The organism is Bordetella genomosp. 13 (assembly GCF_007679965.1).
GTDB lineage: Bacteria > Pseudomonadota > Gammaproteobacteria > Burkholderiales > Burkholderiaceae_B > Bordetella.
Window position 1 is genome coordinate 36,809 of record NZ_VEHL01000003.1, and the last position, 13,709, is coordinate 50,517.

The following is a 13,709-nucleotide window of genomic DNA, read 5'->3' on the forward strand; positions in this document are numbered from 1 at the left end:
TACGCCATCGACGTGGCCTTCATCGGCCCGGACGGCAAGGTGCTGCGCGCCGCTACGTTGAAGCCGTGGCGCGCCGCCCTATGCGTGCGCGCTGTCGCGGTGGTCGAGACCCGTGCCGGGGTCGTCGATGCCGAACACCGAGGTGTAGGCTGGATAGAAGCTGGCGTACAGCACCGCGCACGCCGAGATGTTCACCGGCATCTGCAGGGCCGTGACCAGCGCGGCCGGCAGGCCGGCGGCGATCATCAGGCCGGTGGCCAGGTCGATGAACATGAAGATCAGCGCCCAGGCCACGCCGTACACCAGGAAGGCCCATTTGTTGCGCCAGCACGCCACGCCGGAGAAGAACATGGCTTGCGTCATGCGCAGGCCGTGCCAGCCCACCAGCACGGGCGCGTGCCAGAACAGGGCGGCGATGGGAACGTACAGGACCAGGAACAGCATCAGCGGCTGCTGCATGGCCGCCATCATGGGAGCCAGGTCCTTGCTGGCGGTGGCCAGGTTCATGCCTTCGACCACCGCGCGCGAGAACGGCAGCACCGCCACGATCTCGGCGATCAGCACGGCCACGGCATACAGCACGCCCATCAGGGTCAGCTTCTTGAACACGCCCGGACGCTGCAGCGGCTTGGGCCACATGGAGGGCAGCATGGTGCGGCCGGCTTCGATGTGCTTGGCGGCCGAGATGCTCATCAGGGCCACGATGGGCATCAGCACGGGCAGCAGCAGCGGGCCGATGGGCAGCGTCAGCACGGCGAACAGGACGAACAGGCCCACCACCATGGACCACGCGAACATGGCCATGGGCTGTTTCAGGAACAGCTGCAGGCCGGTGCGGATCCATTGCCAGCCGGAAGTTGCGGGTAGCGATGCTGCTTGCATGGGAAGTCTATGTGCCTGGGTAAGCGCCGAAGCGCACCATGTTCGATTATGCGGGCGGGTGGTATCAGGGCAAGGCGGGCAGGGCCCCGTGGTGGCGTGCCTGCAACACTCGTTCAAAGTGGCGCGGATCGTGCGGCTTGAGCGTCTGCGCCGGGCGCGGCAGGTAGAAGTCGTACAGGCGCGAGACCCAGAAGCGCAGCGCGGCGGCGCGCAGCATCAGCGGCCAGACTGCGCGCTCGGCATCGGTGAAGGGGCGCTGCCGGGCGTAGGCCCCCAGCCAGGCCTGGGCCAGCTCGGGCACGAACTCGCCGGTCTCCCGCACGATGCACCAGTCGTTCAGGCTCACGGCCACGTCGAACAGCCAGGTGTCGCAGCCCGCGAAGTAGAAGTCGATGATGCCGCCCATGCGCGGCGACTCGAACGTGCCGGCGAACAGCACGTTGTCGCGGAACAGGTCGCAGTGGGCCGGACCCGAGGGCAGCGCCTGCCATTCGGGCGTGGCGGCCGCCTCGGTCTGGGCCCGCAGCTCGTCCTGCAGCAGCGCGGCCTGTTCGGACTGCAGGTAGGGAAGCACCTTGGGCACGGTCTGCTGCCACCATGCCAGGCCCCGCAGGTTCGGCTGGTAGAGGGAGAAGTCGCGCGCGGCCAGGTGGGCGCGCGCCAGCGTGGCGCCGGCCTGGGCGCAATGCAGGGGACCCGGCGCGGGTTCGTAGCCGCCCGGCAGGCGGCTGACGATGGCGCAGGGCTTGCCATGCATCGTGGTCAGGCGCGTGCCGTCGCGCAGCGTCTGGGGCTCGGGCACGGGCACGCCGCGCTGCGCCAGATGGTGCATCAGCTCGATGTAGAAGGGCAGCTGTTCCTGCGTCAGCACCTCGAACAGCGTCAGCACGTACTCGCCGTGGGTGGTGTGCAGGAAGAAATTGGTGTTCTCGATGCCGGCCGTGATGCCGCGCAGCGACACCAGGTCTCCCAGTTGGTAGCGCGTCAGCAGCGCGCGTGCGTCATCGTCGGATACAGGAGTGAATACGGCCATTGGCGAAAAGCGGACGGGGTTGGCGGACGCGCGGTCCGCGCCCGGAGCGGCCCGCGGGGCAATTTTAGACTACGCGGGGCCGGCACTCGCCTTGCGGCCGGCTCGCCGTAAAATAGCGGCATTCCCCGCGTTTTTCCCGAGCGATTTCTTGGATTCCTCCGACTGGCGACTTTGCGTCGCGCCGATGATCGACGTCACCGATCGCCACTGCCGCTTCCTGCACCGGCTGCTGGCGCCGCGCGCACGCCTGTACACCGAAATGATCACCACCGGCGCGCTGCTGCATGGCAATGTGGGGCGCCATCTCGATTTCGATGCCGCCGAACATCCCGTCGCCCTGCAACTGGGCGGCAGCGAGCCCGACGCGCTGGCGCAGGCCGCCCGCCTGGGCCGCCAGTGGGGCTACGACGAGATCAACCTGAACTGCGGTTGCCCGTCGGAGCGGGTGCAGCGCGGCGCGTTCGGCGCCTGCCTGATGGCCGAGCCCGACCTGGTCGCCGATTGCATGAAGGCCATGCAGGACGCCGTGGACGTGCCCGTCACCGTCAAGCACCGCCTCGGCCTGGACTACGACGATTCCTACGGTTTCGTGCGCGACTTCGTGGGCAAGCTGTACGACGTGGGCTGCCGGGTGTTCGTGGTGCATGCGCGCAACGCCGTGCTCAAGGGCCTGTCGCCCAAGGACAACCGAGAGATTCCGCCGCTGCGCTACGACGCCGTGCGCCGCCTGAAGCAGGACTTCCCCGATTGCGTGATGGTGCTCAACGGCGGCCTGGCCGACGCCCCGCAATCGCTGCGGGCGGCCGAGGACTTCGACGGCGTCATGCTGGGCCGCGCGGCCTGGCACACGCCGCGCGTGCTGTCCGAGGTCTCGCTGCGCCTGTGGCCATCCACGCGCCTGCCCACCGACGCGCAGGTGGTCGATGCCATGACGCGCTATGCCGCGCAGCAGGTGGCGGCCGGGCAGCCGCTGCGGGTCATCGTGCGGCCCATGCTGGGGCTGGTCAACGGCCAGTCGGGCGCGCGCCGCTGGCGCCGCATGCTGTCGGATCCGCGGCTGCTGGCGGCCAACGATCCCGGCCTGATCTACGAGGCCTGGCGCACGCTGCAGAGCGCCGACCGCGGGGATCGCGACGACCGCGACGATTTCGCGCCGGGTGCCGGCTCGCCGCTGGCGGCCGCGTAGGCAACGGCATCCGGCCGTCCGCCGTGCAGGCGCCGGCTTCGCGTCCGCCGAGCGTTCGGCACGGGAAACTGCCTGTTCCGCGCTCGGCGCAGAGCGGGCACCGCACAACTGCCTTCGTGGCGGCGCGCCTCTCACGCCCGTCACAAGAGCCGGCCGCCGCATCTCCCGCGTCCGGCAAAAGCCCCGGTCCACCGCCGCCAAGGCCTCCGGCCCATGGCAAACGGGGCGCCACCCGGGCGCCCCATCTCGATCGAACCGACGTCATGCAGCGGGACGTCGAATTCCTGGCCTCGTACGCCCTGCCTTCGAAAATAAGCCGGGCCGTCCTCAGGACTTGTGCGGCTCGGCCTGCTGCTCGCCTTCGGTCTCGCTGCTGTCCATGGGCCAGTCGCGGATGTAGGCCTTGAGCATGTTGTTCTCGAACTGCTGCGCCGCCACGATGGCCTGGGCCATGTCGTAGAACGAGATCACGCCCAGCAGCGTGCCGCCGTCCATGACCGGGATGTAGCGCGCGTGCTTTTCCAGCATCAGCCGCTGGACTTCGTCGGCGCTGGTGTTGGGGGTCACGCTGACCGGGGCATCGTCCATGATGCCGCGGACGGTGGCGTCGCCCAGCGCGCCGCCGTGCTTGTGCATGTGGCGGATGATCTCGCGGAAGGTCAGCATGCCGACCAGCATGCCGGCCTCCATGATGACCAGCGAACCGATGTCCTGTTCGCTCATGGTCTGCACGGCGACCATGACCGGCGTGTCGGGCGTGGTGGTGAACAGCGCGTTGCCCTTGACGCGCAGAATTTCGCTGACTTTCAACATGGCTTCCTCCTCGGGAACGCACTATCCGGCTCGTGGGCCGGCTTTCCGGCCGACTTGTTGCCCGCTTCCAACGTCATCACGCCGCCGCCGAAGGGCGCGCGGGTGTCTCATCCGGCGTATTGTGCGCCTGTCCGGCCAGTTCTTCCAGTGACGGCGGGCTGCCGGACAGCACGCCGGCCGCGGCGGCCATCACCCGGGCATTTTCCTGCACGCGCCGCTGGCGCCGGTCCAGCAGGAACTGGTCGAACACGCGGTCGACCGTGGTGCGCCGCGGATCGCAGGTCAGCACCCAGTGCTGGTCGGCCGTGCGCGCCACCATGCCCATGTCGTCCAGCGTTTCCAGCACGTCGTTCAGTTCGTCGTGGTGCAGCTGCAGGCGCTTGGCCAGGGTCGTAGGGCTCAGCCCCGGCGGCGCGCTGCCCTGGACCCGGCGCAGTTCGACCAGCACGTTCAAGGCGTCGATGAAGCCGGCGCCCGCGCAGCGGTTGATCTCCCAGCGGCCCAGGCGGATCAGCGGGATGCTGGCCGCGACCGTGGCGCCGAACAGCACCGCCAGCCAGGACAGCCACAGCCACAGCAGGAAGATGGGCAGGGTGGCGAAGGTGCCGTAGATGACGGTATAGGTGGGAAAGCGCGTCAGGTAATAGGCGAACGCGGACTTCATCACCTCGAGCAGGATGGCCGCGCCATAGCCGCCCACCAGCGCGTCGCGCCAGTAGACACGGCGGTTGGGCACCACCACGAACAGCGCCGAGAACGCGGCGCCCGTCAGGATCAGGGGAATGAACGAGATGGCCAGGCTGACGACGTCGGGCACGTCGCGCACCAGGCCCATGGACTCGCGCGCCACGAACGACGTGGCCCACAGGCTGGCGCCGGCCACTACCGGGCCCAGCGTGATCACCGACCAGTACACCAGCACGCGCTGCACGAACGGCCGCTGGCGGGTGACGTGCCAGATGTCGTTGAACGACTTGTCGATGGTCATGATCAGCAGCACCGACGTCACGACCAGGAAACCGCCGCCGATGGCCGTCAGCCGCGAGGCCTGGCGCGCGAACTGGTTCAGGTAGTTCATGACGTTGCTGGAGACCGCCGGCGGCATCAGGTTGTGCGTCAGGAAGTCTTCCAGCGCGACGCGGAACTCCTGGAACAGCGGGAATGCCGTGAACAGCGACAGCGCCACCGCCAGCAGCGGCACGATGGCCAGCACCGTGGTGAAGGTCAGGCTGGAGGCCACCTGCAGCAGCCGTTCCTCGCCGGTGCGTTCGGCCGCGAAACGGACGGCACGGCCCGTGCGGGCCACCCAGGTGTGGCGCCGCGAGGGGGGAGGAGGGGCTTCCGTGTTGACGCCGGAGGCGGGCTCGGCCTGATGCTTCATCAGGCGATAATAGCGTATGACCGCTGCCCTGAATCCGACTCTGCGCCGTGTCGCATCCGCCTCGCTGGTGGCGCTGCTGCTGCTGTGCCTGGCCTGGGAAATCTTCCTGGCGCCGCTGCGTCCGGGCGGTACGCTGCTGTTCCTGAAGGCCTTGCCCCTGGCGCTGCCGTTGCGCGGGGTGCTGCGGGGCAATGTCTATACCTACCAGTGGGCGGCCATGCTGTCGCTGTTGTATCTCATGGAAGGGGTGGTGCGCGCGATGTCCGACCCCCAGCCGGCCTCGGCCGCGCTGGCGGGCGTCGAGATCGTCCTGTCCGCCGTCTTCTTCCTGTCCGGCATCTTCTATGTGCGGCCCGCCAAGCGGGCCGCACGGGGGAAACGCGCATGAACATGCCTATCGAAGGCGCGGCCCTGGCCGCCCGCTTGACCGACCTGCAGACCGACAACAGCTTCGCCGCCTTGCCGCCGCAGTTCTACACCCGCCTGGCCGCGCGGCCGCTGACCGAGCCGCGCCTGCTGCACGCCAATCCCGACGCCGCCGCGCTGATCGGCCTGGACGCGGCGGCGCTGCATACGCCCGAATTCCTGGCGGTGGCCTCGGGCGCCGCCCCGCTGCCTGGCGGCGACACCCTGGCGGCCGTCTACAGCGGCCACCAGTTCGGCGTGTGGGCGGGCCAGTTGGGCGACGGCCGCGCGCACCTGCTGGGCGAGGTGCGCGGCCCGCAGGGCAACTGGGAGCTGCAGCTCAAGGGCGCCGGCATGACGCCGTACTCGCGCATGGGCGACGGCCGCGCCGTGCTGCGCTCGTCCGTGCGCGAATACCTGGCCAGCGAGGCCATGGCCGGCCTGGGCATTCCCACCACTCGGGCGCTGGCCCTGGTGGTGTCCGACGATCCGGTGGTCCGCGAGACCGTGGAAACCGCCGCCATCGTCACCCGCATGGCGCCCAGTTTCGTGCGCTTCGGCTCGTTCGAGCACTGGGCATCGACCCGCCAGCCCGACCTGCTGCGCACGCTGGCCGACTACGTCATCGACCGCTTCTACCCGCAGTGCCGCGGCGCCGAGGGCCAGGACGGACCGCTGGTCGCGCTGCTGGACGAGGTGATGCGGCGCACCGCGCGCCTGATGGCCGACTGGCAGGCCGTGGGGTTCTGCCATGGCGTGATGAACACCGACAACATGTCCATCCTGGGGCTGACCCTGGATTACGGCCCCTACGGCTTCATGGACGCCTTCCAGCTGGCCCACGTGTGCAACCATACCGACACGCAGGGGCGCTATGCCTGGAACCGCCAGCCCTCGGTGGGCCTGTGGAACCTGTACCGCCTGGCCGGCGCGCTGCATGCGCTGGTCGAGGACGCCGATCCGCTGCGCGCCGTGCTGGAGCGCTACGAGGCGGTGTTCACCGAGGTCTTCCATGACCGCATGGCCGCCAAGATCGGCCTGGCCCGCTGGCTGCCCGAGGACGAGCCGCTGCTGGACGAGCTGCTGCGCCTGATGCACATGGGCCGCGCCGATTTCACCCTGACGTTCCGCCGGCTGGCCCAGGCGGTGCGGGGCGAGCCCCAGCCCTTCCTGGACCTGTTCATCGACCGTCCCGCGGCCGGCCAGTGGCTGGCGCAAGTGCAGGCGCGCCATGCCGCCGACGGCCGCCCGGCCGAGGCGCGCGCGCAGGCCATGGACCGGGTCAACCCGCTGTATGTATTGCGCAACCATCTGGCCGAACAGGCGATCCGCGCGGCCCGGCAGGGCGACCCGTCCGAGATCGACACGCTGCTGGCGCTGCTGCGCGATCCGTATACGCCGCGGCCGGGCCACGACAGCTATGCCGCGCTGCCGCCCGACTGGGCCGCCGGGATCGAAGTCAGCTGCTCCTCGTGAGCCCCGCGGCGGGGCGAAATGCCTTCAAAATCCCGTAGCGCTGAGAAGTAAATGGAAAACATTTGATAAATGTGCCATTTGAACGTAACCAAATCGGAGATAATTCATCTGCACCCGCCGGGTGCGAGTGCTATTGGCTAAACGCAAAGAGGTCCGCGTCCGCGTAAGGAGCAGGGCCTTCATGAGGGGTCTTCGTGGGTGGGAGTGACCTGGTCGGACAGAGCGGCATATCGATATTGATCGTGCTGATCGTCTGTGTCGTGTTCCTCTGCAGGGAACTCGTGATGCGCCGCCGGTTCGCGCGCGACACCCTCACGGGCGCGCTGACGGTGGATGCGCTGCGCCGGCGCATCCAGCCCACGCTGCAGCGCGCCGGCGGGCCGCCGGGCGCCATGTTCCTCATCCAGGTGGTCCACCATGCCGAGCTCAGCGCCATGCTGGACATCGCGGACAACCAGTCGCTGCAGGCCATGGTGGCCGACCGCCTGCGGCACGTCGCGCCCGATTGCCTGGTGGCGCGCTATGCGTCGTATTCCTTCCTGGTCTGGGCGGCCGACACCGACCGCTGGGCCGCGCGCGAACTGGCGCCGCACATCATCGAGCAGTTGTCCTGGCCGTACGAGATGCACGGCCAGCCGCTGCTGGTCGAGTTCCGCCTGTCCGTGGCCCTGTACCCCGACCATGGCAACAGCATCGAGGAACTGGAACGCAGTCTGCTGCTGGGCATGCTGCACGTGGAAGAGGACAGCGAGTCCGCCTGGACCATGTTCGAACCTGCCATGCTCGAGCGCCAGCGCCATTTCCGCGGCCTGGAGCACGACCTGCGCGTGGCGCTGGCCTCGTCCTCCATGGACCAGTTCGAGGTGTATTTCCAGCCGCTGTGGGACAGCCCGACGGCCACCATCAAGGGCTGCGAGGCACTGCTGCGCTGGCACCATCCCACGCAGGGCGCCATTTCGCCGGCGCTGGCCATCGAGCTGGCCGAGCGCACCGGGCTGATCGTGCCGCTGGGCGCGTGGGTGCTGGAAACCGCGTGTTCGCACGCGGCGAACTGGCCGGCCTCGTGGCAGTTGCACGTCAATCTGTCGGTGCGGCAGATGTATTCGGCGGCGCTGCCGGTGCAGGTCAACCATGCGCTGACCACCAGCCGCCTGCCGGCCAACCGGCTGGTGCTGGAAATCACCGAATCCCTGTTCATCTCGCAGTACGAACGGCACGTGGCCACCATGAACAGCCTGCGCGCGCGCGGCATCGGCGTGGCGCTGGACGACTTCGGCGTGGGCTATTCCAGCCTGACGCACCTGCGCAAGCTGCCGCTGGATTGGGTCAAGCTCGACCGCGGCTTCATCGCCGACATCGAGACCGACGCCGTCAGCCGCGACGTGGTGCTGTCGGTGCTGGTGATGTGCCGTGCGCTGGGCCTCACGGTGGTGGCCGAGGGCGTGGAAACTGCCGGCCAGCGCAAGATCCTGGACGCGCTGGGCTGTCATCTGATGCAGGGTTTCCTGCTGGGCCGGCCCGCGCCCGCGCAGGACATCCGGGATGTCGCGGCGGCAATGTCATAATCGAGTCTTCCGTTTCCGCTCGATTCCTTCCGCTACCGTCATGTCCGGCAATACCTTAGGCAACCTGTTCCGCGTCACCAATTTCGGCGAATCGCACGGCCCGGCCATCGGCTGCGTGGTCGACGGCTGCCCGCCCGGACTGCCGCTGGAAGTGGCCGACATCCAGGCCGAACTCGATCGCCGCCGGCCCGGTACCTCGCGCCACGTCACCCAGCGCCAGGAGGCCGACCAGGTCGAGATCCTGTCGGGCGTGTACGAGGGCGTCACCACGGGCACGCCCATCGGCCTGCTGATCCGCAACACGGACGCGCGCAGCAAGGACTACTCGAACATCGCGGACACCTTCCGTCCGGGCCACGCCGACTACACCTACTGGAACAAGTTCGGCGTGCGCGATCCGCGCGGCGGCGGCCGTTCGTCTGCGCGCCTGACCGCGCCCACCGTGGCTGCCGGCGCCATTGCCAAGAAATGGCTGGCCGCGCAGTTCGGCGTGACGGTGCGCGGCTACATGAGCCAGCTCGGGCCCATCGAGATCCCGTTCCAGTCGTGGGACGAAGTGCCCAACAACCCGTTCTACGCGCCCAATGCCGGCGTGGTGGCGCAGCTCGAGGCCTACATGGACGAACTGCGCCGCGATGGCGACTCCATCGGCGCGCGCATCGAGGTCGTGGCCGAGAACCTGCCGGCGGGCTGGGGCGCGCCCATCTACGACAGGCTGGACGCCGACATCGCCCATGCCATGATGGGCCTGAACGCGGTCAAGGGTGTGTCCATCGGCGCGGGTTTCCACAGCATCGCGCAGCGCGGCTCCGAGCACGGCGACGAGATCACGCCCGAGGGCTTCCTCTCCAACCACGCGGGCGGCTTGCTGGGCGGCATCTCCACGGGGCAGCCCGTCACGGTGTCGCTGGCCATCAAGCCCACGTCCAGCATCCGCGTCGAGCGCCGCTCGGTCGACCGCGCGGGCGAGCCCACGGTGGTGCAGACGCTGGGCCGCCACGATCCCTGCGTCGGCATCCGCGCCACCCCGATCGCCGAGGCGCTGCTGGCGCTGGTGCTGATCGACCACGCGCTGCTGCATCGCGGCCAGTGCGGCTGAGCGCGTTCGATAGTCCCGTACCTTCTTCTTTGCCGGAGCCACGCATGTCTTCCATGATGATCTCCTCGACCCCCTGGCTGCGCCGCGCCGCGCTGGCCGCCACCGGCGCCACGTTGGCCATCCTGACGGGCTGCGCCAGCGTCAACACCACGCAGTCGGGCACGGTGGGCGTGGACCGTGCCCAGTACATGTCTCGCCTGGTGTCCGAGCAGCAGCTCGACCAGGAAGCGTCGCAGCAGTACGGCCAGATCGTGCAGGAAGCGCGCACCAAGAACCTGCTGGACCGCGATGCCGCGCAGGTCAGCCGCGTTCGCGGCATCTCGCAGCGCCTGATCGCTCAGGTGGGCGCCTTCCGTCCGGATGCGGCCAAGTGGGCCTGGGAGGTGCACGTGCTGTCGACCGACGACGTGAATGCCTGGTGCATGCCCGGCGGCAAGATCGCGGTGTACACGGGCCTGCTGGACAAGATCAAGCCCACCGACGCCGAACTGGCCGCCGTGCTGGGCCACGAGATCGCCCATGCCTTGCGCGAGCATGCGCGCGAGCGCGTGTCGCAGCAGATGGCCACCAATCTCGGCCTTCAGGTGCTGTCGATCGCGACGGGCTCGTCGGCCGCGTCCGACGTGGGCGGCAAGCTGACCGAGGTGATGTTCACGCTGCCGAACAGCCGCACGCACGAGACCGAGGCCGACCGCATGGGCGTCGAGCTGGCCGCCCGCGCCGGCTACGATCCGCGCGCGGCGGTCACGCTGTGGCAGAAGATGGGCGCGGCGTCGGGCGGAAGTTCGCCGCCGGAGTTCCTGTCGACCCACCCCTCGGCCTCGACCCGCATCAGCGAGCTGCAGGCGACCTCCCAGCAGGTCATGCCGCTGTACGAGCAGTCTAGCAAGGCCGCGAAGTAGCGTACGGCGCGGACGCGCGGGCGGGTGCCCCCCCAGCCGTCCCTTCGCCGCACGGCCAGCCGCCCCGTCAGTCATCGCCCTCGCCGCGTGGCTGCGGGGTGACGCCCGGGCCGCGCATCACGTGGATCTCCAGGCCTGACAGGATGCGGCGCGTCCTGGCGTCGGGCACGTCTTCCGCATACACGTCGATGCCCAGGCCGCGCGCGGTTTCCACCACCCAGGCGGTCAGCTGCTGGCTGCCCGGGCTTTCGGACATGCCGCCCACGAAACCGCCGCCCAGCTTCACGTAGGCCAGCGGCACGGTGTGCAGCTGCGACACGGCGGTGAACTGCTGGGCCAGGCGGCGCAGGCCCAGGCGTGCGCCGCTCTGCGTGGCCACGCGGCCCAGGGCCGCGACTTCCTGCGGATATTCGGCCAGGCCGTGCGCGTCCACTTCCAGGAACAGGCGCTGCGCCTGGCCCGGCCGCGGCTGCAGCAGCTCGCCCAGGCGCGGCAGGAAGCGGCCGTCGTGCAGCGAGGGCAGGGCGATGCGCACCGCCAGTTCGCCCGGATGGCCGGCCAGCCATTCCAGCCCCAGCTTGACGGCCTGCAGGTCGCATTCGGCCACCAGGCCCAGGCGCACCGCGGCGGGGATGAACAGCGTGGCGTGCAGGGGCGGGCGGCCGTGCGCGTCGTTCAGCATCAGGGTGGCCTCGGTGCGCACGGGCTCGCCCTGCGAGGTCAGCAGCGGTTCGGTCTCCAGGCTGTAGCGGCCTTCGGCCAGCGCGGCCGAAATCGTGGCGTGCCAGGCCAGCTTGCCGGCCTCGGAGGGGCCCTGCCTGTCGCTGTCGTCCACGATCACGACGTGGTCCTCGCCCGCGCTTTCCGCGCGCATCAGACCGAAGTCCAGGCGGCCCAGCACCGCGCTGGCCTGCGCGGGGGCGGCGTAGTCGGCCAGCGACATTGCCCAGCGGCACAGATGGCCTTCGCCCACCGGGATGCGCGAGGCGCGCAGGTCCACCCGCAGCGCATCGGCGATCACCAGGGCCTGCGGCGCGGCCACGCCGGGCAGCAGCACGGCGAAATCCGAGCCGTTCAGGCGGCCCATCATGGCCGAGGTGGCCTGGATGCGCTGCAGGGTGGCTTGCAGCCGTTCGGCGGCGCCGCGCAACCACTGGTCGACGAAGTCGCGCGGCAGGTGGCGGTTCAGGTCGGCCAGGTCGCGCTGGCGGAAGATCAGCACGTGCCCGGCACCGGGCGCCGCGGCATCGGCCGCCGCGGCATCGGCCGCCGCGGCATCGGCCGCCGCACCGGCCGTCGCCGCACCCGCTGCGGCGCCCCTGGCCGGCGCAGCCTCCAGAACCCGCCGCATCTCGTTCAGGAAGTACTTGCGGTTGGCCAGCCCCGTCACCGGGTCCAGGTTCATCTGCAGTTCCAGCGATTCGATCTTGGCATTCTGTTCCTCGGTGGTGGCCAGGATGCGTTCGCGCGTCTGGTTCAGCGCCTCGGCCACGCCCGCCAGCTCGGGCACGCGGGCGAGCACCGGCCTGGACGAGCCCTCGCGGCCGATCTCGAGCACCTGCTCGCTGATCTCGCGCAGCAGCCGGTTCTTGATCCAGCGCACCAGCGCGATGGCAAACAGCGCCCACAGCCCTCCCGCCACCAGCACCAGGCCGGCCATGCGCACGCTGCCATGCCACAGCGAGCGCCAGGCGTCGGCGTCGCTGGCCTGCAGGGTGACCGTGCCCAACTGCTTCCAGCCGTCGCTGACGGCGTGGGTGGCGGGTGCGGTGCGCAGCTTCGCCAGCGCCTTGAACCACCCCGGCACGCCATCGTCCACCGGCTTGGCCTGCCGCTCGATCAGCACCGCGCCGTCCGTGTCCTCCAGCCGCACCAGCGCGTAGTGGCCGCCGTCGAACAGCGCGGACACCAGCAATTCCTGCACCACCGGATCGTTGTTGGCCGGTTGCGACAGCGACAGCGCCAGCGAGATGGCGCCGTCGTTGCTCTGCACCTGCAACTGGTCGGACAGGTACTGCCGCGCGGCGTTCACGTTCAGCGCCAGGGCGCCGAGCAGGATGACGACGATGGCCAGCGTGACGCTGAGCAGCAGTTGGCGGAGTATGGACATATGAAGTGTTCTCCTCGCTTCAGGGGCGTACGCCTTCGCGTTCCATGCGTTGAAGAAGATCGCGCCAACGGTCGAGCCGTTCGACGGGCGCTGCGTTTTTACCGTCGACATAGACTCCTTCGGCATTGAAGCTGAATACCGGCGCCAGGTCGCGGCGCTGCGTGGCGGGCAGGATGGCAGTGACCAGGCTGTCGAGAACCAGCGGCACGGCATTCGGGGTTTCGTAGTAGCCCAGCACCATGTGCGCGACCTGGGTGCCGCTGCCGGGACCGCCGATGCGCGCGCGCACATAGATGAAACGCAGCTTGATCGATGGTACGCCCATCGCCACCAGCGTGACGTACTTGCCGATGACGAAGTCTTCGCAGTCGCCCACGCCGCGGCCCAGGGATTCCAGCGGCGTGGCCCAGTAATCGGCCTGTCCCCAGATGGCGGGGTCTTCGCCCGACTGCACGTGCCCGTTCCAGAAATCGTTGGCCAGCTGCAATGCCTGGCCGGGCTGGACGGGCGCGGGGGCGCGCAGCAACCGCAGCCAGTCGGCCACGGCCTGCGCGCCGCGCGCGCCATAGCGGCTGGCCGACAGGCTTTGCAGCTTCTGGGCGTCCACATCCAGGGCGTAACCGACGCCGCAATGCAGGGCCAGGCACAGCAAAGTCCATCGGCTCAGCTTCGGCAGGCTGCTGGGACGGCGGGGCGATCGCATGGCGGGGATTATCCAACCTTTCGGCCACGGCTGAGCGACATCAAACGAAAAGCCGGCCGGCGGACCCGTGAGCCCGCCTGCCGCCGTCCGGGACCGCGGCAAGGCAATGCAGCCCGGCGGCCGAGTGCGCCGCCACCGGACGCCAGGCGCGGGA

General features: G+C 69.5%; 12 protein-coding genes. 6 read left to right on the top strand and 6 right to left on the bottom strand.

Going from position 1 to position 13,709, the window contains the following annotated elements:
• Positions 1–78: 78 nt before the first annotated feature.
• Both FS845_RS26800 and FS845_RS08800 read right to left on the bottom strand, forming a co-directional pair.
• Entirely contained in the window at positions 79–882 is an 804-nt protein-coding gene (locus FS845_RS26800; RefSeq protein WP_260986222.1) for a BPSS1780 family membrane protein, read from the bottom strand.
• A gap of 64 nt (positions 883–946) precedes the next feature.
• Positions 947–1,915, bottom strand: coding sequence for a homoserine kinase (locus tag FS845_RS08800; RefSeq protein ID WP_144633289.1), 969 nt, complete (start codon positions 1,913–1,915; stop codon positions 947–949).
• A 148-nt stretch (positions 1,916–2,063) separates the two neighbouring features.
• Here FS845_RS08800 and dusA point away from each other — a divergent pair, with 148 nt between their 5' ends.
• On the top strand, positions 2,064–3,101 hold the full coding sequence (gene dusA, locus FS845_RS08805; RefSeq protein WP_144633292.1) for a tRNA dihydrouridine(20/20a) synthase DusA: 1,038 nt from the start codon (positions 2,064–2,066) through the stop codon (positions 3,099–3,101).
• 327 nt (positions 3,102–3,428) lie between these two features.
• Here the strand turns inward: dusA and FS845_RS08810 are convergent, their stop codons facing one another.
• Complete coding sequence (locus FS845_RS08810; RefSeq protein ID WP_144633295.1) at positions 3,429–3,914, bottom strand: CBS domain-containing protein; 486 nt, start codon at positions 3,912–3,914, stop codon at positions 3,429–3,431.
• Between the two features lie 76 nt (positions 3,915–3,990).
• Complete coding sequence (locus FS845_RS08815) at positions 3,991–5,295, bottom strand: YihY family inner membrane protein (protein ID WP_144633298.1); 1,305 nt, start codon at positions 5,293–5,295, stop codon at positions 3,991–3,993.
• A gap of 16 nt (positions 5,296–5,311) precedes the next feature.
• On the opposite strand from FS845_RS08815, the gene FS845_RS08820 reads away from it, so the two are divergent.
• From FS845_RS08820 to FS845_RS08840, 5 genes are all read left to right on the top strand, one after another.
• Positions 5,312–5,683: a DUF2069 domain-containing protein gene (locus FS845_RS08820; RefSeq protein ID WP_144633301.1), complete on the top strand. Its 372-nt coding sequence runs from the start codon at positions 5,312–5,314 to the stop codon at positions 5,681–5,683.
• A gap of 2 nt (positions 5,684–5,685) precedes the next feature.
• On the top strand, positions 5,686–7,176 hold the full coding sequence (locus FS845_RS08825; RefSeq protein WP_144634537.1) for a protein adenylyltransferase SelO: 1,491 nt from the start codon (positions 5,686–5,688) through the stop codon (positions 7,174–7,176).
• A gap of 194 nt (positions 7,177–7,370) precedes the next feature.
• Positions 7,371–8,741, top strand: coding sequence for a putative bifunctional diguanylate cyclase/phosphodiesterase (locus FS845_RS08830; protein ID WP_409929279.1), 1,371 nt, complete (start codon positions 7,371–7,373; stop codon positions 8,739–8,741).
• A 40-nt stretch (positions 8,742–8,781) separates the two neighbouring features.
• Positions 8,782–9,840 carry a chorismate synthase gene (gene aroC / locus FS845_RS08835; RefSeq protein ID WP_144633304.1) on the top strand — a complete coding sequence of 353 codons (1,059 nt, stop codon included), beginning with the start codon at positions 8,782–8,784 and terminating at the stop codon, positions 9,838–9,840.
• 53 nt (positions 9,841–9,893) lie between these two features.
• Positions 9,894–10,742: a M48 family metallopeptidase gene (locus FS845_RS08840; RefSeq protein WP_144634542.1), complete on the top strand. Its 849-nt coding sequence runs from the start codon at positions 9,894–9,896 to the stop codon at positions 10,740–10,742.
• Positions 10,743–10,809: 67 nt separating this feature from the next.
• Here the strand turns inward: FS845_RS08840 and FS845_RS08845 are convergent, their stop codons facing one another.
• Together FS845_RS08845 and FS845_RS08850 are read right to left on the bottom strand one after the other, a co-directional pair.
• Complete coding sequence (locus tag FS845_RS08845) at positions 10,810–12,852, bottom strand: LapD/MoxY N-terminal periplasmic domain-containing protein (protein WP_144633307.1); 2,043 nt, start codon at positions 12,850–12,852, stop codon at positions 10,810–10,812.
• Positions 12,853–12,871: 19 nt separating this feature from the next.
• Positions 12,872–13,555: a transglutaminase-like cysteine peptidase gene (locus tag FS845_RS08850; RefSeq protein WP_144633310.1), complete on the bottom strand. Its 684-nt coding sequence runs from the start codon at positions 13,553–13,555 to the stop codon at positions 12,872–12,874.
• Positions 13,556–13,709: the final 154 nt, after the last annotated feature.